We start from the raw sequence: 24,219 nt of genomic DNA on the forward strand, positions 1-24,219 counted from the left end.
TGTGAGCGCATTTTCCAGACGTCGGCCCGCCCATTCGTGAACATTGCTCGATTTCGCACCCCCTCCCGTACCGCGTCCTGGTGGGGTAGCTTTCACCGCCTACGCGGAGCGCCACTGAGGAGCGAGGAGCGGGGAGCGGGGTTTGCACGAGTTCACCAACCCTCCGTTGGCATCGCCGCCGCCGGTGGGCGGTCTGGCCGACGCCGTCTTCGAGCATGCCCTGGAAGACCCGCTGCACGTCGCCCTGGGCCGCAAGGACGAGCTCGGACAGTGGCGTGACGTGACCTCGGCCGAGTTCCGGGACGAGGTCCTCGCCCTCGCCAAGGGGCTGCTCGCCCGCGGCATCCGGTTCGGCGACCGGGTCGCCATCATGTCCCGCACCCGCTACGAGTGGACCCTCTTCGACTTCGCCCTGTGGACCATCGGCGCCCAGGTGGTGCCGGTCTACCCCACCTCCTCCGCCGAGCAGTGCTTCTGGATGCTGTACGACGCCGAGTGCACGGCCGCGATCGTGGAGCACGAGGACCATGCGATGACGATCGCCACCGTCATCGACCGGCTCCCCCACCTGCACCAGCTGTGGCAGCTGGACTCGGGCGCGCTGCAGGAGCTGTACGACGCCGGTGCGCACATCGACGACGACACGGTGCACCGGCACCGGCGGGCGGTGACCCCCGACTCCATCGCCACGATCATCTACACCTCGGGCACCACGGGCCGCCCCAAGGGCTGTGTCCTGTCGCACGGCAACTTCATGTTCGAGGCGGACACGATGATCGGCCGCTGGGAGCCGGTGTTCCACTCCAAGAAGGGCGACGAGGCGTCGACGCTGCTGTTCCTGCCGCTGGCGCATGTCTTCGGCCGGATGGTCGAGGTGGCCGCGATCCGCGGCGGCGTCCGCTTCGGGCACCAGCCGCAGCTGAACGCCGCCGCCCTGCTGCCCGACCTGGCGGCCTTCAGGCCGACCTTCATCCTCGCGGTGCCGTACATCTTCGAGAAGGTGTTCAACGCGTCCCGCCGCAAGGCCGAGAAGGAGGGCAAGGCCGGGCCGTTCGAGAAGGCCGTCGAGATCGCGGTGAAGTACGCGGAGGCGGTGGAGGCCAAGGCCTGGGGCACCGGACCCGGCCCCTCGGCGGGTCTGCGCATGCAGCACCAGCTCTTCGAGAAGCTGGTCTACTCGAAGGTGCGCGCGGCGATGGGCGGCCGTATCCGCAACGCGATGTCCGGCGGCTCGGCGATGGACCGCCGCCTCGGCCTGTTCTTCGCGGGCGCGGGCGTGCAGATCTACGAGGGCTACGGCCTCACCGAGTCGACCGCGGCCGCCACCGCCAACCCGCCCGAGCGCACCCGCTACGGCACGGTCGGGCAGGCCGTCCCGGGCACGACGGTGCACATCGCGGACGACGGGGAGATCTGGCTGCACGGCGGCCATGTCTTCCAGGGCTACCTCAACAACCAGAAGGCCACCGACGCGACGCTGCACGACGGCTGGCTGGCCACCGGCGACCTGGGCGCCCTGGACGAGGACGGCTATCTCACCATCACCGGCCGCAAGAAGGAGATCCTGGTGACCTCCGGCGGCAAGAGCGTGTCGCCCGGTGTGCTGGAGGAGCGGGTCCGCGACCATCCGCTGGTCAACCAGTGCATCGTGGTCGGCAACGACCGCCCGTACATCGCCGCCCTGGTCACGCTGGACACCGAGGCCGTAGAGCACTGGCTGCAGATGCGCGGCAAGCCGCAGCTGAGCGCGGCCGAGCTGGTGCGCGACGCCGACCTGGAGACGGAGGTGCGGCGCGCGGTGGTCGCCGCCAACACCCTCGTCTCGCAGGCCGAGTCGATCCGTACCTTCCGTATCCTGGCCCAGCCGTTCACCGAGGAACACGGCCTGCTCACCCCGTCGTTGAAGCTGAAGCGCAAGGCGATCGAGAGCGCCTACGCCAACGAGGTGCAGGCCCTCTACCGGGCCTGACGTGTCGTCAGTTGATGGTCACGCGGAAGATCTTGTCGGATCCGTCCGCCGCACCTCCGTTGTTGTCGCAGTTGGTGGTCGACAGCCACAGCTGGTCGGAGCCCGGGACCTTGGTGACCGTGCGCAGCCGGCCGTAGGTGCCGACGTAGTACGCGGTCGGCGTGCCGACGCTCTCGTTGTCGCCGTTGATCGGGATGCGCCACAGCCGTTCGCCGCGCAGGGACGCCATGTAGACGACGTTGCGGACGATGGCGATGCCGCTCGGCGAGGCCTCGGAGACGTTCCAGGTGGCCTTGGGGTTGGTCATGCCGGAGACACTGCAGCTGCCCTCGCAGGTCGGCCAGCCGTAGTTGGCGCCCGGCTTGATCAGGTTCAGTTCGTCCTTGGAGCTGTTGCCGAACTCGGCCTCCCACAGCCGCCCGTTGCGGTCGAAGGCGAGGCCCTGCGGGTTGCGGTGGCCGTAGCTGTAGACATAGTTGCCGAACGGGTTGCCGGGGGCCGGCTTGCCGTCCGTCGTCATGCGCAGGATCTTGCCGTTCAGGGAGTTCTTGTCCTGGGCCAGGTCGGGCGTCTGGGCCTCGCCTGTGGAGACGTACAGATAGCCGTCGGGGCCGAAGGCGAGGCGGCCGCCGTTGTGGTAGCGGTTCTTCTTGATGCCCTGGAGCAGGACCTTGTAGTCGGTGAGCGAGGTGCCGTTGTAGGTCATGCGGACGACCCGGTTGCCCTCGGACGCCGTGTGCATGAAGTAGACGTAGTGGTTGGTGTCCCACTTGGGGTCGACGGCCACGCCGAGCAGGCCGCCCTCGCCGTTGGTGGTGACGGCGTTGGGCACGGTGCCGACCTGCGTCTTGGTGCCGCTTTTGGTGATCTTCCAGACGCGGAAGTCGTCCCGCTCGGTGATCAGCGCGGACTGTCCGTCGGGCATCCAGTAGGTGCCCCAGGGGATGGTCCAGCCGGTGGAGAACGTGGCGATGGAGGAGGGCACCCCGCCGTCGGTGGCGCAGGCCTTGGTGGTGAAGGTGACCGTGTTGCTCGGCGGGGAGACATTGCCGGCCGCGTCGCGGGCGACGACGTTCAGGGAGTACGGGCTGTTGCAGGCGAGGCCGGTGAGCGTGGTCGACGTGCCGGAGGTGACCGTCTTGTAGACGGTGGACCCGCTGCGGATGTCGTACGCGGTGACCCCACGGTCGTCGCTCGACGCGCCCCAGCTGAGGTCGACCGAGTTCACCGTGACGTTAGCCGTGGACAGGGTGCCGGGCGCGGTCGGCGGTGAAGTGTCGGAGCTGGGCTTCGTCGTGCAGTCGACGACGGGACTGGCCGGTGAGGCGTTGCCGGCCGCGTCGCGGGCGATGACGGTCAGGTTGTAGGTGGTGTTGGGGCTCAGCCCGGTGAGGTCCTTGGAGGTCGCGTCGCCCGCGGCCTCACCGATCTTGTTGCCGTGCTCGTAGAGGTCGTACGCCGTCACGCCGACGTTGTCGGTCGAGGCGCCCCAGGCGAGGGTCAGGCCGTCCTCGGTGATCGCGGAACAGCTGGGCTGGCCGGGCCGGCTGGGGGCCTGGGTGTCGGCCGCGGCGCCGACGGTCAGCCGGTCGAGGTTGGGGCCGCCGCCCGCGGTGGTGGCGGTGGCGCGGATCTTGTTGCTGCCGGCCGTCAGGTTCGCGTCGAGGGTCTTCGTGGCCCAGGTGTCCCAGTTCGTGGTGGGCGGGAAGGACACGCCGGAGGCGACGACGGTGCCGTTGACGGCGATGTCCATCGGCCGGTCGGCGGTGGTGCCGTTGGCGTACCGGAGCGCGAGGGAGGCGCTGCCCGCGCTCGCCGCGCTGACGGTGAACTCGACGTAGGAGCCGGTGATGTTGGTGTAGTCGACGAAGCCGCTGCCGGTGTAGCCGGTGTGGTTCGTGGCCACCGTGCCCTGCGAGATCGCGGCGTTCTCGGCCTGGTAGTCCGTGGCGGCCGAGACGGATTCGAGTTCGGCGTAGTCGATGTTGGCGAGGCCGCCGGCGGCGGTCGCGGTGATCCGGATCTTGTTGGTTCCGGCGGTGACGGGGACGGTCGTGCTCGTGGTGGTCCACGCGTCCCAGGCTGCGGTCGACGGGAAGGAGTAACCGGCCTTCACGACGGTGCCGTTGACGGCCAGGTCGGCCGGGCGGTCCGCGGTGGTGCCGTTGCCGTAGCGCAGGGCGAGGGTCGCGGTGCCCGCGCTCGGCGCGTTGACGGTGAATTCGAGGTAACTGCCCACCGCGTTAGGCGTGTTGACGAAGCCGGTGCCGGAGTAGCCGGCGTAGTTGCTGTCGACGGTGGAGCCAGTGGTGTAGGCGGCGTTCTCGGCCTCGTACCGGGTGGGGGCCGCCGTCGCGGACTGCGGCACGGCCTGGATCAGGCCGGCACACAGCAGCGCGACGGCGCCGGTGGCGAGCCTTCTCGGCCAGGGTTTCCTGCTGCGCATCCGAACCTCCGTCAGAGCGGGTGTGGGGGTGGGTGTGGGGGACATCAGGGGACCCAGTAGTTCCCGGAGGCGACGATCATCGTCTGGAGCTGAACGCTGCCGCCGTAGTAGAGCGAGGAGTTGATCGCGGTGCCCGTGAGCTTGGTCCACAGGGCGTCGAGCCAGGCCTGGGAGCCGGGGTCGGTGAGCGCGGCGACGGCGAACGGCGCGGTGAACGCCATGTCGTGCCCGCTGTCGAACGTCGAGCCGTTCAGGTGGTAGCCGGTGACGATGTTGTTCGGGTTGCCGCCGGTCTTCGCCTTGATCCAGGAGGTGAGCTTGCGGGCGGAGGCGAGGGAGGCGGTGTCGCCGCTGGTGACGGCGTCGGCGCCGATGCGCCACGGGTCACGGCAGGCGTTCCAGCCGTAGTCGCCGTCGTTGGGGCTCTCCAGGACCTGGCCGCTCGCGGGCTTCGGGGTGGTGTTGGTGTTGACCACGAAGTCCGCCAACAGGCCGGTACTGGAGGCGTACTTGGTCTGCTGGGAGGTGATCAGGTTCTGGTGCGCGGTGCGGACGGTGTCCCAGGCGCTGTCGCCGGTGGCCCGCCGGAACGCGCGGAAGTGGTCGACCATCCAGTCCGAGGACCGGCTGATGTAGTAGTACTGGTCGCCGGAGGAGCTCCAGTCACCGAGCTTCATCAGATGCGTGCTCGGGTTGACCTCGTTCGCCTTGATGGCGTTGATGTGCCGGACCGCGAGGTTCTTGTAGTCGTACGTGCCCGCGCTCCCCCACTGTTTGTCGGCGAGCAGCAGGCCGTACGCGACGTCGAGGTCGCCGTCGGTCGCCGAGTCCGAGCCGTCCACGCTCCGGCAGGAGGAGTCCTGTTCGGCGGCGAGCAGGTCGGAGTTGTGCACGGACGGGTGGGCCAGCATGTACTTGACCATGCCGTCGAAGATCTTCTTCGCGTCGGGGTCGGCGCCGGCCATCAGCGCGGTGACGACCATGCCGTAGCCCTGCCCCTCGGCGACGTAGGGGTGGTCGGCGTCGGGCGAGATGACCTCGTACCAGCCGTTGCCACAGTTCTGCTTCACGAAGGCCGACTTCCACGCGGTGTACTTGGCGATCACCGCCTGGTCGAGCCCCGACTGGTCTCCACTGGGCCTCAACGTCCCGGCGGTGTAAGGGAATTGATGGCTGCCGAAGGGCACGGCGGGTCCGACGCCGGTCGAGCCGCCGACGGTGAGCCGGTCCAGGTTGGGGCCGCCGGTGGCCGCGGTCGCGGTGGCACGGACCTTGTTGCTGCCCGCGTTCAGCGTGACGTTGACCGTCTTCGTGGCCCAGGTGTCCCAGTTCGCGGTGGGCGGGAAGGACACGCCGGAGGCGACGACCGTGCCGTTGACGGAGATGTTCATCGGCCGGTCGGCGGTGGTCCCGTTGGCGTACCGGAAGGTGAGCGCACTCTGGCCGGACGCGGCCGCGTCCACCGTGAACTCCACGTACGAACCGGCGACATTGGTGTAGTCGACGAACCCGGAACCGGTGAAGCCCGTGTGGTTCGTCGCCACCGTGCCCTGCGAGAGGGTGGCGTCCTCCGCCTGGAGGTCGGTCGCGGCGGAGGCCGTGCCCGCGTTCAGGCCGAGCAGCGGGAGCGCGAGCGCCAGCGCGGCACAGGGGGCGAGGGCGCGTCCGTATCTGGGGAATCTCATGATCGCTGCGTGTCCCTTCTCAGCCCGTGTACTGGGCGAAGACCTTGAGGAAGTCGTACGGCTGCTGCAACACGCCGCTGCAGGAGTCGGCGTCGGTGCCGGAGCCGCAGGCCCGGTCGCGGTTGACGGACCAGTAGGTCAGGCGGGCGATGTGGTGCTGCTGGGCGTAGGCGAGCATCGTCCGGAAGTCGGCGAGGCGGACCAGTTCGCCGGCGTCGTCGGTCTTGCCGTTCATCGACGACAGTCCGATGTGCGCGTAGGTGACGGAGTCGCTGTACCCGTAGGCCGACTTGACCCGGGCCTTGAGTCCTTCCATGGCCTGCGTGGTCAGGGTGCCCATGTTGCTGGTGCCGCCGCCGAAGTCGAACGGCATGATGCACCAGATGTCGTTGGCCAGCCCCGAGTTCGCGGCCCGGTTGATCATGTCGACGCCGGTGGAGTCGGGGCCGCTGGTGGTGGTGCCGAAGGTGATGATGGTCTTGAGGCCGGGATTGTTGGCCTTGACGGTCTTCAGGGCGTCGACGACGCGCTGGCGGACCGTGGCGCTCGACCACTCGGTGTTCTCGATGTCGATGTCGATGACCTTCAGGCCGTAGGCGTTGATCACCTTCTGGTAGGCCCCGGCGAGGGCGGACGCGCTGGAGCACTTCTCGCCGAGTTTGGCGCCGCTCCAGCCGCCGAAGGACACGATCACGTCACCGCCGGCCGAGCGGATGGAATTGATCTTCGCCTGGTCGTCGCCGCCGGTCAGCGGGCGCGAGCCGTCCCAGGCCGGGTTGCAGCCGCCGTCGGAGAGGACGAAGGCGAGGGTGAACCACTTCACGCCGGTCGCGGACATCACGGCGGTGGGGTTCGGCGGGCTGCCCCAGCCGAAGTACTCGTAGGGCGCCACCGCCATGCCGGGTGCCGCGCCGGTCGAGCCGCCGACGGTGAGCCGGTCCAGGTTGGGGCCGCCGGTGGCCGCGGTCGCGGTGGCACGGACCTTGTTGCTGCCCGCGTTCAGCGTGACGTTGACCGTCTTCGTGGCCCAGGTGTCCCAGTTCGCGGTGGGCGGGAAGGACACGCCGGAGGCGACGACCGTGCCGTTGACGGAGATGTTCATCGGCCGGTCGGCGGTCGTGCCGTTGGCGTACCGGAAGGTGAGCGCACTCTGGCCGGACGCGGCCGCGTCCACCGTGAACTCCACGTACGAACCGGCGACATTGGTGTAGTCGACGAACCCGGAACCGGTGAAGCCCGTGTGGTTCGTCGCCACCGTGCCCTGCGAGAGCGTCGCGTTCTCGGCCTGGTAGTCGGTCGCCGCGGCGCCGGTTCCGGCGGCGCTGGACGATGGGGAGACGGCGAAGAGCAGGGACAGCAGCAGGCCGCACAGTGCGGCGAGGATCACGCCGGGATGTGGGCGGCGTGCGGGTGCGAGGACGTGCACGGGATCGACCTCCAGAAGTGGGGTGGGGAGGGAGGCTAAGTGTTAGGAAGGGTTCCTAACATTTAGGGTCGCGCCTCCCCGCCGACAACACAACGGGGAGGACGTGATTGGGGTGTGGAGTGAGGCGCTTTCAACTCACGTCGAGAGAATCGAGGTTGGGCGCGCCGTTCGCGGTGGCCGCCGTCACCCGGACGGTGTTCGGGCCGGCCACCAGCGGCACGGTCAGGGTCGACGAGGCCCAGGTGTCCCAGGAGCCGGTCGAGTCGAAGGCACGGTTCGCCGAGACGACCCTTCCGTTGACACTGACGTCCATCGGACGGCCGGTCGACGCGCCGTTGGCGTACCGGAGGGCCACCGACGCGCTCCGCGCGCTCGGCGAGTTCACCGTCCACTCGACGTACGCGCCGGCCGCGTTGGCCGTGTTGACGAAGCCGGTGCCGGTGTAGCCGAGGTGGTCGGTGTCGACGGTCGAGCCCGCCGAGGTGCCGGCGCCCTCCGCCTGGTGCCGTACGGTCGTCGCGCCGAGCGGGGTGACCCGGATCAGCCGCGTCTCCCCCGGTCGCAACGTGGCGCTGTAGGAGTCGGCGACGGCGCCCTTGTGCGCTCCCGACCACAGGTCGGTGACCTCACCGGAGCCCGTGAAGCCGAGCTGGGACCAGGTGACACTCACCGTCGAACTGCCGGAGGTGCCGGTGTTGAAGAGCGCCACGACGTGGTCGCCGGAGTCCTCGCGCTTGCTCCACACCTGGTTGACGCCGCTGGAGACGATCCGCTTGGCCGCGTATCCGTCCTGGTCGACGGCGACGATCCGGTCGTTGGTGAGCATCGCCGTGTCGACCGGGTCGAGGTGGGTGAGGTCGGTGCCGAGCAGCAGGGGCGCGCCGGCCATCGCCCACAGGGTGAAGTGGGAGCGCCGCTGGTCGGCGGTGAGGCCGGCCTGGTCGCCGTTGCCGATCTCCAGGGAGTCGAGGTCGTTCCAGCCGCCGGGTCCGGCGTACTGCTGCCAGGTGGCGGCCGAGGTGAAGCGGGCGGAGACGTGCTTCCAGTCGGTCAGCGGATAGCCGCTGCCGTTCGGTCCGGGCCCGCAGTAGCACTCGACGTCGCCCTGGGTGCGCCAGCTGTTGGCGAGCGAGCGCCAGGTCGTGGCGTTCGCGACGGGGAGGTTGTTGGACAGGGCGTAGGTGATCGGGCGGCCGGTGGCCCGCAGGGCCTTCGCCCAGGCCTGGACGTCGGGGACATCGGCGCTGCCCACCCCGTCGATCTTGAGGTAGTCGACACCCCACGAGGCGAACTGCCCGGCCCAGGAGTTGACGAACTCCTGGGCGCCGGGCCTGGAGTAGTCGATGTAGTACATGTTCTTGCAGTTGTAGTTCTTCTCCAGGGTGGACGTGTCCGCGATGTCCGCCGCGTGGTACGAGGTGCCCTCGATAGGCGTGTTCTTCAGGACGGCGTTCTTGGCGATGCCCGGGGTGACGTAGAAACCGAACTTCAGGCCCTTGGCGTGGACGTAGTCGGCCAGCGCCTTGATGCCGGAGGGGAACTTGGCCGTGTCGACGGCCCAGCGGCCGTAGGAGTCGACCACGAATCCGCCTGAGTCGCACTTCTGCCAGAAGTCGTCGAGGTTGACGTACACGAAGCCGTGGCCGGCCAGACCGCTGGCGGCCAGCGCGTCGGCCTGGGCCTTGATCTTGTCCTCGGTCGGCCAGCGGCGCACGAAGCTCCAGCTGCTCCAGCCCATCGCGGGCCGCAACGAGAGCCCGTTGCCGGACGCGGCGGCGGGCGGCGCGGCGAGCAAGGGGAGCACGCCCGCCGGCAGCGCGGCCAGCACGGCGGCGATCAGCGCGCGGCCGATCCGTCGGGTCGGTCTCATGGCTCGCTCACCTCCAGGTAGTCCAGGTTGGGCGCACCGGCGGCGGTGGTCGCCGTGGCGCGGACGGTGTGGGTTCCGGCAGTGAGCGGAACATCGGCCGTGACGTCCTCCCAGCTGTCCCAACTTCCGGTCGGTGGAAAGGACTTGGCGGCGGCGATCACCTTGCCGTCGACGCTGAGGTCCATCGGACGGTCCGTGGTCGTGCCGTTGGCGTGCCGGAGGGTGAGCCGCGCGGTGCCGGCGCCGGAGGCCGTGACGGTCCATTCCACGTACGCGCCCACCGCGTTGGCCGTGTTGACGAAGCCGGTCCCGGAGTATCCGGTGTGGTTGGTGTCGACGGTTCCGCCCGCCGAGTACACGGCGTCCTCCGCCTCGTGGCGCTGGGGTGGTGTCCCGGTGGCCGGGGTGGCGTACGACGCTGCGATCCAGGCCTCGTCGATGCGCAGCCGCTTGGCGCGGGTGGTGTCGGTCGAGGCCGCCCAGGTGCTGTCGACCTCCAGCCGTACGTAGCGGGCGTTCGCCGCGGTCAGGTCGATGCCCTGCATGCCGCGCCGGCTGGGCAACTGACCGGACTTGACCGCGCTCCCCCAGTTGGAGCCGTCGTTGCTCAGGAACACCTTGTAGTCCTTGATCCGGGCGGACTGCTCGGTGTCGGAGCGGGCGTAGGCGACCGAGTCCTCGCGCTGGTTGAGCCCGAGGTACTGCACGCGCTTGGCCGAGCCCAGGTCGAAGGTGAGGGTGACCGGGAGGGTCTTGTCGCTGTCCCAGTAGGTGAGGTGGTTCCCGTCGGCGGCGGCCGGGGCGCCGTGTCCGCTCGCCGAGGCGCTCGCGCTCATCGTGTAGGAGGAGGCGGGCAGCAGGCCCTGGCGCCCGGCCGTGACGACCTTGAAGACGGTGTCGTACGGATCCCAGCCGCCCAGCCCCGTCAGGGTGAGGACGCCGCCCGCCTGGGACCACGAAATGGGCGCTCCGGTACGGAGGTTGGTGACGGAGGCGATCCGGTAGCCGTTGTCGCGGACCCGCAGGGTGCCGGTGGTGGGCGGGGTCAGGACGTGGATGTACTGGCGGCCCGGGTCGTCCTTGGCGATGGTCGTCACGCCGTGGGCGCCGTCGTTCCAGAAGCCGGGCTTGAGTCCGCCGTACATGTAGCCGCCGCCCTCGACGCCGTGCAGGGACTCCCAGATCGGGTTCAGGTAGCCGCTCGCGAAGTTGTTGAAGGCCTCCTGGTTGGCCGGAAATCTCCCGTTGACCATTGCCGTCTCCGCCATCAGCGCCTTCACGGAGGATCCCGCGTTGGTGATCAGGCGGCCGAGGGTGAGCATCCGGTCCACGGTCGGGTTCGAGCCGTCGTACCACCAGGCGCCGGTGGAGGGCAGCTTGAAGTCGGCCTCGGTGAGGCGGGGTTGGGCCGTGTAGACCGCCTGGGGGTAGTCGTACGCCGGTGTCATCCCCGTCTTCTGCTCGTTGCTGATCATGTCCATGATCGGCGTGTCTTCGTTGTTGTTGCTGATCGTGTACTGGGGGCGCTTCTGGTAGATCTGCGCGTAGAGGTTGTGGCTCTCCCAGTACGCGTTGTCGTTGTCGATCCAGAAGCCGCCGAGGTCCGGGTAGCGGTTCATGACCTCGAAGAAGAGGTCGTAGGAGTACTCGCCGAAGCCGTCGCGGGTCGTGAGGTCGACGGAGTGGCCCTTGTAGGCGGAGTACGCGGCCGAGTCGAGCCACTCGTGGCCGCCCTCGTTGTGCCACTGCGGGTCGTCGGTCATGTAGAGGATGACCTTCAGGCCCTTCGCCTTGGCCGCGGTGATCAGTTCGCCGAGGAAGTCGCGCCGGGTGGCGCAGCTGCCGGGGACGGCCGAGGGCCAGGGGCGGGCGTAGCCGAGGCGGCTGTGGAAGGTGGCCAGGACCAGGTACTGGGTGTGCAGCTTCTGCGCCTCCTTCACCCAGTAGTCGGGGGTCCAGCCACCGCTGGTGACGTCGTTCTCCCAGGCGCTGCAACTGGTGTGCTGCGGGGCGGTGCGCTCGCCCCAGTGCAGGAAGAGGCCGCCGGTGGCGGCGCGCAGGAAGTCCTGGCGCGGGTTCTGCAGGTCGGCCCGGGCCGGGGACGGCAGCAGCAGGGCCGCCAGGAGCAGCCCCACCGCCGCGAGCAGCGCCGGGATCGTGCGTCTGCGTGTGCTCATGCCGGTACGTCCAGGTAGTCGAGGTTGGGGCAGCCGCCCGAGGCGGTGGCCGTGGTCCGGATCGTGTTGGCGCCGGCGGTCAGTGGGACGGTGACGTCGACGGTGCGCCAGGCGGTCCAGTCGCCGGTGGGCGGAAAGGAGACGTGCGCGGCGACGACCGTGCCGTTCACGGCGATGTCCATCGGGCGGTCGGCGGTGGTGCCGTTGGTGTAGCCGAGGGAGATCGTCCGGGTCCCGGCGGTCGCCGCGTCGGCCGTCCACTCGACATAACTTCCGCTGGCATTCGGCGTGTTGACGAAGCCGGTGCCGGAGTAGCCCGCGTGGTCGGTGTCGACGGTGCTGCCGGCCGAGGAGGCGGCGTTCTCGGCCTCGTAGCGCGTGCCCGGAACCCCGCAGTCGCTCGTGGACCCGGTGCTGGACATCCGCAGCGCGCCACCGGAGGTGGTGTGGCTGTCGGCCACGCAGTAGCCGGTCACCGCCTGGAAGCCCATGTCGTACGGCGCGTTGCCACCGCGCTGGGCGGTGAACCGGGTGAACTTCACCGAGCTCGCGGAGTTGGCGATGACCGCGGGCCGGCCGTCGTCGGCGGCGAGGCGCACGGAGCTGTCCGTGAAGGCGATGCCCTCCGCGTTGTGCAGGTACCAGCCGTAGGCCGGGCGGGTGCCGATGCTGTTGGGGTTGTAGTTGTTCGGGTCGTTGCTCGGCACGCCGGTGCCCATGGTGCCGTTGCCGCCGGGCACGGTGAGGTCGACGTGGGTGAAGGTGACGTTCTTGATGCGGTTCGGGCCCGCCTCGCCCCACAGCGTCGGGCTGAACGAGGGGCTGGATCCGGTCGCGGTGATGTTGTCGTAGGTGATGTCGCTGATGGAGCCGACGCCCGGGTTGTTGCCGCAGCGTTTGCGGGTGCCGATCTTCTGCATGATCGGCGAGTGGACGTCGGTCATGGTGATGTCGCGGTAGTGGACGTCGGAGATCTTCGCGCCGTCCATCGACACCATGCCGAGCCCCGACTTGTCGGACCCCTCGATCCTGATCCGCGCGAACTGGTAGTCCGAGAAGTCGCCGCAGGTCTCCGAGCCGAACATCAGGGCGTTGCAGCACACCGCCGACAGGTAGGAGTCGCTCACCCGCACATGGCCGTTGGGGAGCTTGGCGCCGAGCGCGTAGTCGCTCTTGAAGACCAGCGCGTCGTCGTTCGCCTTGATGTGGGCGTTGGTGACGGTGACGTTCGTGGTGCTGATGATGTTCCAGCCGTCCCGGTCGCTCGCGGTGTCGATGGTCAGGTGGTCGGAGGTGACGTTCGCGCAGCCGTTGATGAGGGCGGCGAAGTGGCCGCCGCGGCGCAGGGTCAGGCCGTCGCCCAGATGCAGTCCGTCGCACCGGGTCAGCGAGATGATCTTGTCGGCCTCGCCGGACTTCGGGTTGCCGGTGATCAGGTTGCCGCCGCCGTCGATGACGCCGCCGCCGGTGAAGGCGATGTCGGTCAGCCGGTCCCCGTGGATCATCGCGTTGTGGAAGTGGCTGTGGCCGTAGTCCTGGTACTTGTCGTTCGGGTTGGACTCGGGCGGGTCGTAGGTGTCCGCGTTGGAGCCCTGGAGGGTGGCGCCCTTGTCGACCTGGAGCGTCACATGGCTCTTCATGTGGATCGTGTTCTTGGACTTGTAGGTGCCGGGCGCCGGGACCAGCACGGTTCCGCCGCCGGCGGCGCTCGCCGCGTCGACGGCCTTCTGCACGGCGGGGGTGTCGTTGGCGGAGCCGTCGCCCTTGGCGCCGTAGGAGCGGATGTCGTAGACGGCCCCGGTCGGGGTGGCGGGGGACGCGGAGGCGGCCATGGCCGGCGGGTGGGACAGACCGAGCGTGACGAGGAAGCCCAGGAACGCGAGTAAGAGGGCTCGGTGCGGGGCGCGTGGGGGTGTCATCGGGCCTTCTCCTCAGACGAGTTGGTAGCCGCGCAGATTGGTGAGGAGCAGGTGGCAGTCCTGGAGCGAGCCGGAACTGTCGCCGAGGGAGCGGTAGATGCCCCACTTCGGGCGCACGCGGTCCGCCAGGAAGGTGTCGACGCCGGTGCGCGACTTGTCGATCAGGGTCGTCCCGCCGCTCTTGAGGATCCAGCGCACCGAGCCGGACGTGTCGTTGCCGACCTTGATCTGGAAGTCGACGTCGGTCCACCGGTCGTGCAGCGGATCCAGGGAGGTACGGCCGACCAGGGTCCCGGAGATCGGCAGCTGGAGCTCGATGGTCTGGGCGCCGTTGACCCTGCGCAGGGACTGCACGACGATCGGCGAGCTGCCGTTGCCGGGCTGCTTCATCTGCATGATGTGCGTGAAGGTGGTCGTGGCCTTCAGCGAGCTCGGGATGTACATCGAGTAGGTCAGCCGCCAGGTCTGCCCCGGCAGCCATGTCAGATAACTGCTGGACGAGGTGCGCAGCCCGGTGACCTCCTGGCGCTGCCGGTCGGTCATGGTGTCCCGGTCCACCGTGTGCATGGTGAACCGCCAGTTGTCGCCCTCGGGGCGGATGTGGGGCTTTCCGGCGGGGTGCGAGTCGGCGCGGTCGTCCTCGATCGTCTCGAAGGCGCCGAGACCGTCGGCGCTCGCGGACGGCGACCACTTCAGCTGCCAGGAGGCGGCGCTCGCCACGGTGGCGGGCAGGCCGACGGCGGCCGCGGTCGCGCCGGTCAGGGCCGCGCCCAGCAGGGTCCTGCGGGTGGGGGTCATGGCTGCTCCCAAGGAGTGGGCGTGCGGGGCCGGGCGCGCAGCTGTTCGTTCATGATCAGGAAGGCGCCGAGCCCGTGGAAGTCGTTGGTGGCCCGGGTGCGGCCGATGTAGTAGGCGTAGTCGCCGACGTTGGTGCCGATCGAGATGTCGGTGAGGTTGGTACGGCCGTCCGAACCGAGCGAGATCCGCTGCAGGACGCCCTGGTAGCCGCGTTCGGCGACGCTCGCGTAGTGCGCGTCGAGGTAGCCCTGCTGGGCGCCGCGCGAGAGGGCGTAGGTGAACATGCTGGAGCAGGAGGTCTCGGTCCAGTTGTCGCCGCGGTCGCCCTTGTCCATCACCTGGAACCAGCGTCCGGTGGTCGGGTCCTGGTAGTGCTCCAGGCCGGCGGCGAGTCGTTTCAGGATGCCCAGCAGCGCGGTCCGGCGCGGGTGGTCGGCCGGGAGGGCGTCGAGCACGTTGACGATCGCCATGGAGTACCAGCCGACCGCGCGGCACCAGTGCTCGGGGGCGAGACCGGTGGCCGGGTCGGACCAGGACGCGGTATGCGACTCGTCGTAGGCGTGCTTCAACAGGCCGTTGCCCACCTGGAGATGACCGCCGTAGACGGCGAGCTGCCGGGCGGCCTCGTCGTCGGCGTAGGTCGCGTCGTGGAACTCCCTGCCGTACTCGACGAGGAACGGGTTGACCATGTAGACGCCGTCGGCCCACAGCTGGTGGGCGCGGCTGCTGGAGTCGGCGTGCCAGAAGCCGCCGTCCTGGGTGCGCGGGTAGGTGTCGAGGCGGTCGCGGATCTTCTTCGCCGCGATCCGGTAGCGGTCCTGGCCGGTCTCGTGGTGCAGGATTATCAGCAGCCGTCCCGCCTGCATGCTGTCGAGGCTGTTGAAGCTCTGGCCGATCGAGCCGTCGCTCGCCACGAACCGGTCGACGTAGCTCTTGATGAAGGACAGGTAGCGCGCGTTGTGGGTGCGCTGGTAGACGAGGTACTGGCCGTAGAGGTACAGACCGACGGGGTACGACCAGCCGCCGATCGTGCTCGGCGTGTAGCGGGCGGTGGTGGAGTCGACCATGGCGACCGACCAGTCGGTGACGGCGGCGGGCCGGCCCACGGTCAGCGAGTCGAGATTGGGTCCGCCGCCGGAGCTCACGGCGCTCGCGCGGATCGTGTTGGTGCCCTGCCGCAGCGCCGCCTCGACGGTCCGGGTCCGCCAGCTCGTCCACGAGCCGTCGCCCGGGAAGGACAGGCCGCGCGCGACCGTGACGCCGTTGACGGTGATGTCCAGGGGCCGGTCGGCGGTGGTGCCGTTGGCGAAGCGGAACGCGAGCGGCTCGGTGCCCGCCTGGTCGGCGGTGACCGTGAACTCGACGTAACTGCCGCTCACATTGCCGTAGTTGACGAAGCCGGTGCCGGTGTAACCGGTGTGGTCGGAGTCGACGGTGCCCTGGCCGATGACCGCGTCCTCAGCCTCGTGCACGGGCGGCGCGGGGGCCTCCGGGCGGGGCACGGCGACGGCGGGCGTCGAGGTCACCGAGGGCAGCGCGGCCAGGGCGGTGACGGCGAGCACGACGGCCGTCAGTGCCGCCCGCAGGCGTCGGCGTCTCATGGTCCTCCTTCTCGGGCTTCTCGGTACGCGTACGCGGACGTCTCGCGCGGTCCGTGCACGAGGTCGCGTACGAGGTGGTGGTCGGGGGCGTGCCGGCAGGCGGGGTCGGTGCGGGCGGCGTCGCCGGTGAGCGCGTACGCCTGGCAGCGGCAGCCGCCGTGGTCGCTGGTGCGCAGGGCGCAGTCGCGGCAGGGATCCGGCATCCAGGACTCGCCGCGGAACGCGTTGAAGGCCTTGGACCGCCGCCAGATCCGGTCGAGCGGGTGGTCCTTCACGTTCGGCGGGTCGAGGCCCGGGAGGGCGGCCGCGGCGGGGCAGGGCAGGGTCGTGCCGTCGGGTGCGACGGTGAGCGAGACCCTGCCCCAGCCGCCCATGCAGGGCTTGGCCGTGGCATCCACCAGGTCGGGCGCGACCCATACCAACTCCGGCCCGTCACCGAGCCGTTGACGCCAGCCGGTCACCGTGTCGTGGGCCTGCCGGGTCTGCTCGGGGGTCGGCAGCAGGACGGTCCGGTTGCGCAGCGCCCAGCCGTGGAACTGGGTGTTGGCGAGCTCGATCCGGTCCGCGCCCCAGGCCACGCCGAGGGCGATCAGATCGTCGAGAGCGTCCAGGTTGCCGCGGTGCAGGACGACGTTGAGCCCGAAGGGGACTCCCGCCGCCCGGATCAGCCGGGCGGCCCGCTCCTTGGCCGCGAACGAGCGGACGCCCGCGATGCGTTCGGAGGCCATCGGGTCCGCGTGCTGGACGGAGAGCTGGACGCTGCGCAGTCCGGCGTCCAGGAGGTCCGCCAGCCGCCGCTCACCCAGACCGAGCCCGCTGGTGACGAGCTGCGTGTACAGACCGGCGGTGTCGGCGGCGGCGACGATGTCCGGCAGGTCGCGCCGCAACAGGGGTTCGCCGCCCGACAGATGGGTCTGTACGACGCCCAGCGCGGCCGCCTGCCGGAGCACTCCGGCCCATTGCTCCGCGGTCAGCTCTTCTGACCGACCGACCAGTTCGACGGGGTTGGAGCAGTACCCGCAGCGCAGCGGGCAGCCATGGGTGAGCTCCGCGAGCAGGGCCCACGGGGGATCCGGGGTCATGTCAGCCAGCCCTCCTTCCGCAACGCGGAGAGAAAGTAGGGGACTTCGGCGGCGACGGGTGCCCCCGGGTAACCCGCGCGCAGTTCGGCGACGATCTCGCGCACCTCCCGGCTGCCGTCGCACAGCCGCAGCACACCGCCCGCCCGGCCGTGCAGCACGACCACGCGTTCGGGCAGCAGCAGGAGATCGGTGCCGCGCACCCGGTCGTGGCGCAGCACCACGCCCCGGGACAGGACGGGACGCCAGGTCATGGCCCGCCCCCGGCGCCGCTGTCGCCCTCGTCGACACAGTCCAGCAGCGCCCACAGCACGTCGCACTTGAAGACCAGTGCGGCCACGGCCCGTTCCTGCTGCTCACGGGTGCGGGCCCAGGCGTGGACGAGGGCGAGGGCCTCCTCGCCGTCGCGGGCGCCCTGGCCGACGCGGGTGCGGAAGTAGGCGAGGCCGGCCGGGTCGATCCATGGATAGTGGCGTTCGAAGGCGGCGATGCGGGTGCGCATCAGGTCGGGTGCGGACAGCTCCGTCAGGGAGGCGGCGACGGCCTCCAGCACGGGACGCCGGCGGCAGAAGGAGACGTACCGCTCGACCGCGTGACGCACCCCGGGCAGCACCCGGGTGGTGTCCCACAGTTCGTCCCGGGTGAGGCCGGCCGCCTCGCCGAGCCGCAGCCAGCGTTCGATGCCGCCCTCGCCCTCGGCCGTGCCGTCGTGGTCGCGGATGCGGCGCAGCCAGGCGCGGCGCAGCGCGGGACGGTCGAGTTTGGCGAGGACGTGGGCGTCCTTGACGGGGATGTGCCGTTGGTAGTGGAAGCGGTTGGCGATCCAGCGGCGCAGTTCACCGGGGGTGAGTTCGCCGCGGTGCATCCGCAGGTTGAAGGGGTGGCGGTCGTGGTAGCGCTCGGCGGTGACGGCGCACAGCCGCCGGGTGAACTCGGCGGCCGGCCACGGGGGCGCGGTGCCGTCGGCGCGTACGGGTGTCGCGGTCATGGTGCGGTTCGCCGTGCCTCGGGTCAGCGGTCGCCGAGGGCGTAGGCGGTCACTTCGAGTGCGGTTTCCACAACGGTGTAGCCGGGGCTTTGCCAGAGATTTTCATCCGATGTCTCCTGAACGGTCCGTTCCGTCTGGCGGGCCTCGGGCAGGGTTTCATTCATGTGTAGGTACCCGCTTTCCTGAGGGTGGGGGGGTCTCTGATGCACAGACAGGCGCCAATGGCGTCGGGTGTTCACATGTGTGCACCCAGTTCATCGACGCGTTCGGCGGCGGGATTCAGAGTCCCGGGATGACGGGCCGCGGTCAATGGTCCGGACCGATAACGTCGGATGCATTTCCGGCCATTCTCCGTGTCCGCAACTGACTCGCCGGTCAGTTCCGATGGATTCGGCGGTCAGGAATGCATCCTGGCTCGTGATCGTTGACGATGGTGGTACCACCTGTCGACAAGCGAAGGATCAAGAGCTCGTGAGCAGCAAGGTCCCCCCGATCATCCTCAACAACGGCGTCGAGATGCCCCAGCTGGGCTTCGGCGTCTGGCAGGTGCCGGACGACGAGGCCGAGCGAGCCGTCGCCACGGCACTCGAGGCCGGGTACCGCAGCATCGACACAGCGGCGATCTACGGCAACGAAGAGGGCACCGGAAAGGCGATCGCCGCCTCCGGCCTGCCCCGCGAGGACGTCTTCGTCACCACCAAGCTCTGGAACAGCGACCAGGGGTACGACGCCACACTGCGCGCCTTCGACGTGTCCCTTCAGAAGCTGGGTCTGGACTACCTCGACCTGTACCTGATCCACTGGCCGCTGCCGTCCCGGGGCACGTACATCGAGACCTACAAGGCCTTCGAGAAGCTCCTCACCGACGGCCGGGTGCGTGCCATCGGCCTGTCCAACTTCCTTCCGGAGCACCTGGAACACCTGCTGGACCAAACGTCGGTCATCCCGGCGGTCAACCAGATCGAACTCCACCCGCATCTGCAGCAGCACGCGGCCCGCGCGTTCCACGCGCAGCAGGGCATCCACACCGAGGCATGGTCCCCGCTCGGCCAGGGCAAGGGGCTGCTGGAGGTGCCGGCGATCGTCGCCATCGCCCAGAAGCACAACCGCACCCCGGCCCAGATCGTGCTGCGCTGGCACCTCCAGCTGGGCAACATCGTGATCCCCAAGTCCGTGACGCCGTCCCGGATCAAGGAGAACATCGACGTCTTCGACTTCAGCCTGGACACCGAGGACCTCGCGGCGATCAGCGCGCTGAACGAGGACCGGCGGCTGGGTCCGGACCCGGCCACCTTCGACATGGGTTGAGGCCCGTCCTCGGCCCGCGCCAAGGCCCGCTTCCGTACGCGCGTGTGCCCCGCCGGGCGGTCTCCCGCCCGGCGGGGCACACGCTTGACAGGGCGAGGCGCCGGTCAAGCGCCCGACACAGGGCCTCAGTCGGGGTGCACGTCCGCGTGGACGACCTCGAACTCCTCGAGACCGGTCACGGTGACATGCGCCTTGGCCGTCCCCTCGTGCCGGGCCATGGCCTGGGCCGAGCGGGAAGCGGCCATGGACTCGTGGTCGATGAACAGGATGTGGACCATGCCGCGTCCGCGGTCCCGGTCCACGAGCAGGGAGGCCCTGGCCAGCCCGTGGAGGGTCTCCAGCCGGGGCAGCACACTGGCCCGGAACGTATCGGCGACCAGTTCCGTGTCCGCGGGCTCGAACTCCAGCCTGGTGATGCGCAGGCCGCCGGACGTCCTCGGCATCTGCTGCGCATGGAAGACCGCGGCCTCGTAGTTCTCGACCGCCACGGTCCCCGCGAACGGTTCCAGGAGGGCACCGCGCCGCTCGCGCATCACCTCGTCGCTGTTGTGTCTGGCCTCCTCGGAGGTCCACCAGCTCGCCGAGAAGAGCTTGCCCAGTTCCCGGTCCACGAAGACGCCCGCACCGCGGTAGCCGGGACGTTCTTCGAGCAGGCCCCGGCCCTCCGTGTTCAGGGCTCTGATGGCCGTATCGATCTTCGTGGGATCACCGGTCACATAGACGGTCCGTACGAACATGACGCCTCGCCTCCCAGAAACCGTGTGCATATCGGTCGCAAAATTCCAAAATGGCCGATATCGCCAGTGTTCTCTGGCGGGCAGATCACCGCAAACGGCACACGGAACACCCGTTCGCGCCCCAAGGCTTGACGGGGCCACGTAAAGAGCGCCAAGTTGTACGGACCCGGTAAGGAAAGTTTCCTAACAGAAGGGTCCCCCACAGTGCGCGTTCGAACACTGACCCTCGCCGCGGCCTTTGGGGCCGCGCTGCTCGCCGCCGGCGTACTCCCCGCAAGCGCCTCCGGCACCACCCCGAGGTCCGCCCAGGAGGGCTCGGTCAGCGCGGCCGATCTGCTCGCCAAGGTGAAGTCCTGTTCGCAGATATCCAACGGCAAGTACAAGACCGACGACGAGACCTCGGCCACCATCCCCGTGTGCGGCAAGAACGGCGCGGTGTTCTGGAAGGCCGACATGGACATCGACTGCGACGGCCAGCGCACCACCAACTGCAACGAGAACCGCGACCCCTGGTACCAGGACGACACGGCCTTCCACCAGTCCAACGGCAAGCCCCTGAAGGCCGAGTCACTGCCGTATGTCGTCGTGCCCAGCTCCAGCAGCATCTGGAACTACGCCGGCGCCGGCATCAAGGGCGGCGGAGTGGTCGCCGTCATCTACAACAACAAGGTCGAGTACGCGGTCGTCGGCGACACCGGCCCCACGAAGATCATCGGCGAGGCCTCGTACGCCACCGCCAAGGCGCTCGGCATCGACCCCGACCCGGCGACCGGCGGCGTGGACTCCGGCGTGACGTACATCCTGTTCAAGAACTCCAAGGTCTCCCCCATCGAGAGCCACAGCGCGGCGGTGACTCTCGGCGACCAGCTGGCGAAACAGTTCCTGCAGAACAACTGAGCCGGGAGGGGAGAGGGCCCGGTACCGCGCCCGGGGCGGTACCGGGCCCTGTGCGTACGTCAGTTGGGCTGCCCGACCGGCCGGACGACCACGGTGTTGACGTCGACACCGGCGGGCTGCCGGATGGCCCAGACAACCGTGTCGGCGATCTGGTCGGCGGTGAGGAGGTGGCCGGGCGGAAGGCTGCCCAGGCCGTCCCAGAACGGGGTCTCCACCCGGCCGGGGGCGACCAGGGTCACGCCCACGCCCCACTCGGTGACCTGGCGGCGGGTGTTCTCGGCGAGGCCGGTGACCGCCCACTTCGTGGCGCCGTACAGATTGCCGGGCGTGTTGACGAACCCGGCGACGCTGCCGACGAGCACGATCCTGCCCCGGGTCTCCTTCAGGGCGTCGACGGAGGCGCGGATGAGGAGGGCCGGGCCGAGCACGTTGGTCAGCACCATGTCCGTCCACCCGGCGGGATCGCCCTCCGCGACCGAGTCGTGGGTGGCGGAACCCGCGTTGGCGACGACCGTGTCGAGCCGCCCGAACTCCTTCAGCGTCGCGGCGACGGCCGCCTGTACGTCGTCGTACTCGGCCGTGTTCCCGACGATCGTCAGCAGCCCGTCCGGATTGCCCAGCCCCTCCCTGAACGCGCGCAGCCGCGGCTCACCCCGCCCGGTGACGGCGACCCGGTGCCCGGCGTCCAGCAACTGCCGGGCGGCGGCGGCACCGATGCCGCTGCCGCCGCCGGTGATGAGCGCGACCGGAGAGTCGGTCATGGTTACCCCCTGTGGTTCGGTGAACTACGGGAGTTCATCATTTGGAGCGCTCTCGAAGTCAAGCGGCGCACGTACCGCGGTACGGCACCGAGGGCAGGTAGCGGCGCCACTCCGCCTTCGTGGCACCGCCGTTCGCGCGCGAGCACACCTCGGCGGCCGCGCGATCCGGCGCCAACGCACCGAGCCGGTCCGGCAGATGGGGCGTCGCGAGATGCAACTCGGCGCCGTCCGGGCCGAATCCGACCGCGAGGACCGGGCCGTCCCCGGCGGGGAGGGGCGCGGGCCCGAGGTGTGGCTGCGCCGTCTCCCACACCTGCACGGAGCCGTCCGGCGCGCCCACCGCGAGCAGTGAGCCGTCCTGGGAGAAGGCCAGGGCGAGCCGGTCGGCGGTACTTCCCGTGGCTCGCAGGACGGCGATCCGGTGGCGGGCGCGGAGATCCCACAGGGTGAGGCGGCCTCGGTAGTCGGCCGTGGCGAGATGGCGGCCGTCGGCGCTCATGGCGCCCGCGGTGAGCAGGTCCTCCCCGGTGACGGCCGTCCTCTTCCTGCCCGTCGCGAGGTCGACGAGCAATCCCTCACCGGTGAGCGCGGTGCGGCCCGCCGGGTCGACCACCACCGCTTCGGCCCCGCGCACGCTCGCGCGGCGCGGCCGGGCCGGCCGTCCGTAGGCGTCGAAGGCCGCCCTGCCCGCTGCCTTCTCGCGCCAGGTCCTGCCGGTCAGACCGTGCAGGGAGAGGGTGTGGACGCCGACGGTCCGGCCGTCCTCCTCATAGCGCAGTACGCCGTCGGCCGGGTCGAGGCGCAGTGCGCAGAGCGCCGTGCTCTCGACGGGAAGGGTGAGGAGCGGCTCGCGCGGGCCATCGTCGGCCGGGGCCGGAAGGTCCGTCCGCCACAGGGCCAGGGAGCCCTGGGCCCAGGTGAGCGCGTAGGGACCGGCGAACACCACCTCGTACGCGCCACCCGCCACGGGCAGCCGAGGGCGTTCCCGCCCGGTACGGAAGTCCCAGGTCACCACGCCGGACGTGGTGGCGGTCGCGACGGCCCCGCCGTCCGGGGTGAAGGTGAGCACGTCGCCCCGGCACAGCAGCTGTTCGGTGGCCGAGGGCACTCGTGTGCCAACTCTGCGGCCCTTGGCGAGGTCGAGCACCCGCAGCGTCCGCCGGTCCTCTCCGCACCAGGCGGCGTAGCGGTCGTCACCGCTCAGCACGGGGCCCGCACCGCCGCGGTCTCCTCGTCCGTACCGTGCCAGCAGCGTCCGGGCGCGCACGTCCCACACCTCGTAGACCGCGTGTTCGCCCGCGAGGCGGCGTATCCAGAAGGTGTGTCCGCTCAAACGCGGGCGGTGGCGGCCTCGGCGGGGGTGCAGCGGGCGTACACGTCCTCGGCGGTGTGGGCGACCGCGCCCCGGATGCCGCCGATGGACTCGTAGGCGGCCAGGGTGAGGGTCTTGCCGGTGCGCCGCCGCCAGACCTCGCGCAGGGCGTGGGCCATCAGCGGGAGCCCGCCGGGTTCGCCGGCGGCGTCGGCGACGATCCGGGCGGTCAGGTCGCGTTCGACGACCAGACCGGCCGCGGCCGCCGGTCTGACCACGGCCTCCCGGAGCCGCTGCGGCGGCATCGGGCCGACCAGCAAAGTCGAGTCGCGCAGCGCCTCCGCGAGGGGGCCGTGCTCGGCGCAGCGTGCGTAGAAGTCGGCGCGTACGGCGATGAGCACGCGCAGCCCGGCGGCCGGGTCGAGCGCGGTGAGCAACCGGCCGATGAACAGCTCGCGTTCGGCCGGATCGGCGCAGAGTGCGAAGGCCTCCTCGAACTGGTCGACGACCAGGAGCGTGTCGCCGGGAGCGTCGTGCGGGGTGAACAGGGCTTGGTGGGTTCGGGCCGGACGGCTGCCGGGGGTGAGGACGCGGATCGCGGACGGAGGCCGGTCGTGTGCTTCCCGCAGGGCGGGGATCAGTCCCGCCCGCAGCAGTGACGACTTGCCGCTGCCGGACGCACCGACGACCGCCCCGACCCTGAACCGCCCCACGTGGGCGACGAGTTCGGCGACGAGGTCGTCGCGGCCGTGGAAGTGGTCGCGGTCCCCGGTGTCGAACCGGGCGAGTCCCGGGTACGGGCTGTCGGTGTCCTCCCCGGGGGACCGTTCGTCGGCCGCCTCGGCGAGGGCCGCCCGCCAGCGCCGCTCCCACTCCCCCGGGTCGCCGCCGCACGCGGTGACGTACGCGGTGACCACCGGCAGGGTGGGCAGCCGCTCTCCGGCGGCCGCCGCAGACAGCGTCGGCCCGGAGTAGCCGGCCCGGTGCGCCATCGCGCGATAGGTCGGCGTGCCCGCCTCGTCGCGCAGCTTGCGCAGCTCGTAGGCGAACCGCTGCACCGCTCCCGCCCCCGGATCCAGCGGCTTCTCACGACGCCCCATGCACGTCTCCCCCGTCCATCGCGGCCGCCTTCCACGCTAACAACCCGCGTACGGCGATTGATTGGCGCTCGGGACGGGGGCTGCCCATCAATCGTGCGGCGCCTGGACTCGTCGGTGCACGTCCACGCGGCCCCGCTCACCGGGAC

General features: G+C 70.1%; 18 protein-coding genes and 1 pseudogene. 3 read left to right on the plus strand and 16 right to left on the minus strand.

Translation table 11 applies throughout. The annotated features are described in order from the left end of the window. Positions 1–142 precede the first annotated feature (142 nt). Positions 143–1,969, plus strand: coding sequence for an AMP-dependent synthetase/ligase (locus tag ACFY1J_RS34925; protein WP_390707010.1), 1,827 nt, complete (start codon positions 143–145; stop codon positions 1,967–1,969). 7 nt (positions 1,970–1,976) lie between these two features. Here the strand turns inward: ACFY1J_RS34925 and ACFY1J_RS34930 are convergent, their stop codons facing one another. From ACFY1J_RS34930 to ACFY1J_RS34985, 12 genes are all read right to left on the minus strand, one after another. Then, complete coding sequence (locus ACFY1J_RS34930; RefSeq protein ID WP_390732601.1) at positions 1,977–4,415, minus strand: PQQ-dependent sugar dehydrogenase; 2,439 nt, start codon at positions 4,413–4,415, stop codon at positions 1,977–1,979. A gap of 44 nt (positions 4,416–4,459) precedes the next feature. After that, on the minus strand, positions 4,460–6,100 hold the full coding sequence (locus tag ACFY1J_RS34935) for a glycosyl hydrolase family 8 (protein ID WP_390732602.1): 1,641 nt from the start codon (positions 6,098–6,100) through the stop codon (positions 4,460–4,462). Between the two features lie 19 nt (positions 6,101–6,119). Beyond that, the gene (locus ACFY1J_RS34940; protein WP_390732603.1) at positions 6,120–7,526 is read right to left on the minus strand and encodes a carbohydrate-binding protein; all 1,407 of its coding nucleotides are present in this window, start codon (positions 7,524–7,526) and stop codon (positions 6,120–6,122) included. 130 nt (positions 7,527–7,656) lie between these two features. After that, positions 7,657–9,396: a carbohydrate-binding protein gene (locus ACFY1J_RS34945; protein ID WP_390707013.1), complete on the minus strand. Its 1,740-nt coding sequence runs from the start codon at positions 9,394–9,396 to the stop codon at positions 7,657–7,659. Then, positions 9,393–11,573, minus strand: a complete 2,181-nt coding sequence (locus ACFY1J_RS34950; protein ID WP_390707014.1) for a discoidin domain-containing protein — start codon at positions 11,571–11,573, stop codon at positions 9,393–9,395. Before ACFY1J_RS34950 ends, ACFY1J_RS34945 begins: the two co-directional genes overlap by 4 nt. Continuing rightward, positions 11,570–13,492 (minus strand): glycosyl hydrolase family 28 protein, encoded by a 1,923-nt coding sequence (locus tag ACFY1J_RS34955; protein WP_390707015.1) that lies wholly within the window; start codon positions 13,490–13,492, stop codon positions 11,570–11,572. Before ACFY1J_RS34955 ends, ACFY1J_RS34950 begins: the two co-directional genes overlap by 4 nt. 12 nt (positions 13,493–13,504) lie before the next feature. Next, positions 13,505–14,290: a Tat pathway signal sequence domain protein gene (locus ACFY1J_RS34960; protein WP_390707016.1), complete on the minus strand. Its 786-nt coding sequence runs from the start codon at positions 14,288–14,290 to the stop codon at positions 13,505–13,507. After that, complete coding sequence (locus ACFY1J_RS34965) at positions 14,287–15,891, minus strand: glycoside hydrolase family 88 protein (RefSeq protein WP_390707017.1); 1,605 nt, start codon at positions 15,889–15,891, stop codon at positions 14,287–14,289. Before ACFY1J_RS34965 ends, ACFY1J_RS34960 begins: the two co-directional genes overlap by 4 nt. Next, entirely contained in the window at positions 15,888–16,973 is a 1,086-nt protein-coding gene (gene pqqE / locus ACFY1J_RS34970; protein WP_390707018.1) for a pyrroloquinoline quinone biosynthesis protein PqqE, read from the minus strand. Before pqqE ends, ACFY1J_RS34965 begins: the two co-directional genes overlap by 4 nt. Continuing rightward, a complete protein-coding gene (gene pqqD / locus ACFY1J_RS34975; protein ID WP_390707019.1) occupies positions 16,970–17,224 on the minus strand; it encodes a pyrroloquinoline quinone biosynthesis peptide chaperone PqqD in 255 nt (84 codons plus the stop codon). Before pqqD ends, pqqE begins: the two co-directional genes overlap by 4 nt. Further along, the gene (gene pqqC, locus ACFY1J_RS34980; RefSeq protein ID WP_390707020.1) at positions 17,221–17,958 is read right to left on the minus strand and encodes a pyrroloquinoline-quinone synthase PqqC; all 738 of its coding nucleotides are present in this window, start codon (positions 17,956–17,958) and stop codon (positions 17,221–17,223) included. The genes pqqD and pqqC overlap by 4 nt, the downstream gene beginning before the upstream one ends. A 23-nt stretch (positions 17,959–17,981) precedes the next feature. Further along, the gene (locus ACFY1J_RS34985) at positions 17,982–18,122 is read right to left on the minus strand and encodes a pyrroloquinoline quinone precursor peptide PqqA (RefSeq protein WP_390707021.1); all 141 of its coding nucleotides are present in this window, start codon (positions 18,120–18,122) and stop codon (positions 17,982–17,984) included. Between the two features lie 307 nt (positions 18,123–18,429). Here ACFY1J_RS34985 and ACFY1J_RS34990 point away from each other — a divergent pair, with 307 nt between their 5' ends. Then, positions 18,430–19,266: an aldo/keto reductase gene (locus tag ACFY1J_RS34990; RefSeq protein WP_390707022.1), complete on the plus strand. Its 837-nt coding sequence runs from the start codon at positions 18,430–18,432 to the stop codon at positions 19,264–19,266. Between the two features lie 125 nt (positions 19,267–19,391). On the opposite strand, the gene ACFY1J_RS34995 is transcribed toward ACFY1J_RS34990, so the two are convergent. Continuing rightward, positions 19,392–20,003 carry a hypothetical protein gene (locus ACFY1J_RS34995; protein ID WP_390707023.1) on the minus strand — a complete coding sequence of 204 codons (612 nt, stop codon included), beginning with the start codon at positions 20,001–20,003 and terminating at the stop codon, positions 19,392–19,394. 204 nt (positions 20,004–20,207) lie between these two features. Here ACFY1J_RS34995 and ACFY1J_RS35000 point away from each other — a divergent pair, with 204 nt between their 5' ends. Next, positions 20,208–20,900 carry a glycoside hydrolase family 75 protein gene (locus ACFY1J_RS35000; RefSeq protein ID WP_390707024.1) on the plus strand — a complete coding sequence of 231 codons (693 nt, stop codon included), beginning with the start codon at positions 20,208–20,210 and terminating at the stop codon, positions 20,898–20,900. A gap of 59 nt (positions 20,901–20,959) precedes the next feature. Here ACFY1J_RS35000 and ACFY1J_RS35005 read toward each other — a convergent pair whose 3' ends face one another. The 3 genes and pseudogenes from ACFY1J_RS35005 to ACFY1J_RS35015 form a co-directional block, all read right to left on the minus strand. After that, positions 20,960–21,661, minus strand: coding sequence for an SDR family oxidoreductase (locus ACFY1J_RS35005; RefSeq protein WP_390732604.1), 702 nt, complete (start codon positions 21,659–21,661; stop codon positions 20,960–20,962). Between the two features lie 58 nt (positions 21,662–21,719). Continuing rightward, the gene (locus ACFY1J_RS35010; protein ID WP_390732605.1) at positions 21,720–22,994 is read right to left on the minus strand and encodes a WD40 repeat domain-containing protein; all 1,275 of its coding nucleotides are present in this window, start codon (positions 22,992–22,994) and stop codon (positions 21,720–21,722) included. Positions 22,995–22,996: 2 nt separating this feature from the next. Next, positions 22,997–24,073: pseudogene (locus tag ACFY1J_RS35015) on the minus strand (helix-turn-helix domain-containing protein); the annotation flags it as partial. Positions 24,074–24,219 lie beyond the last annotated feature (146 nt).

The organism is Streptomyces sp. NPDC001406 (genome assembly GCF_042895285.1).
Taxonomy (GTDB): Bacteria; Actinomycetota; Actinomycetes; order Streptomycetales; family Streptomycetaceae; genus Streptomyces.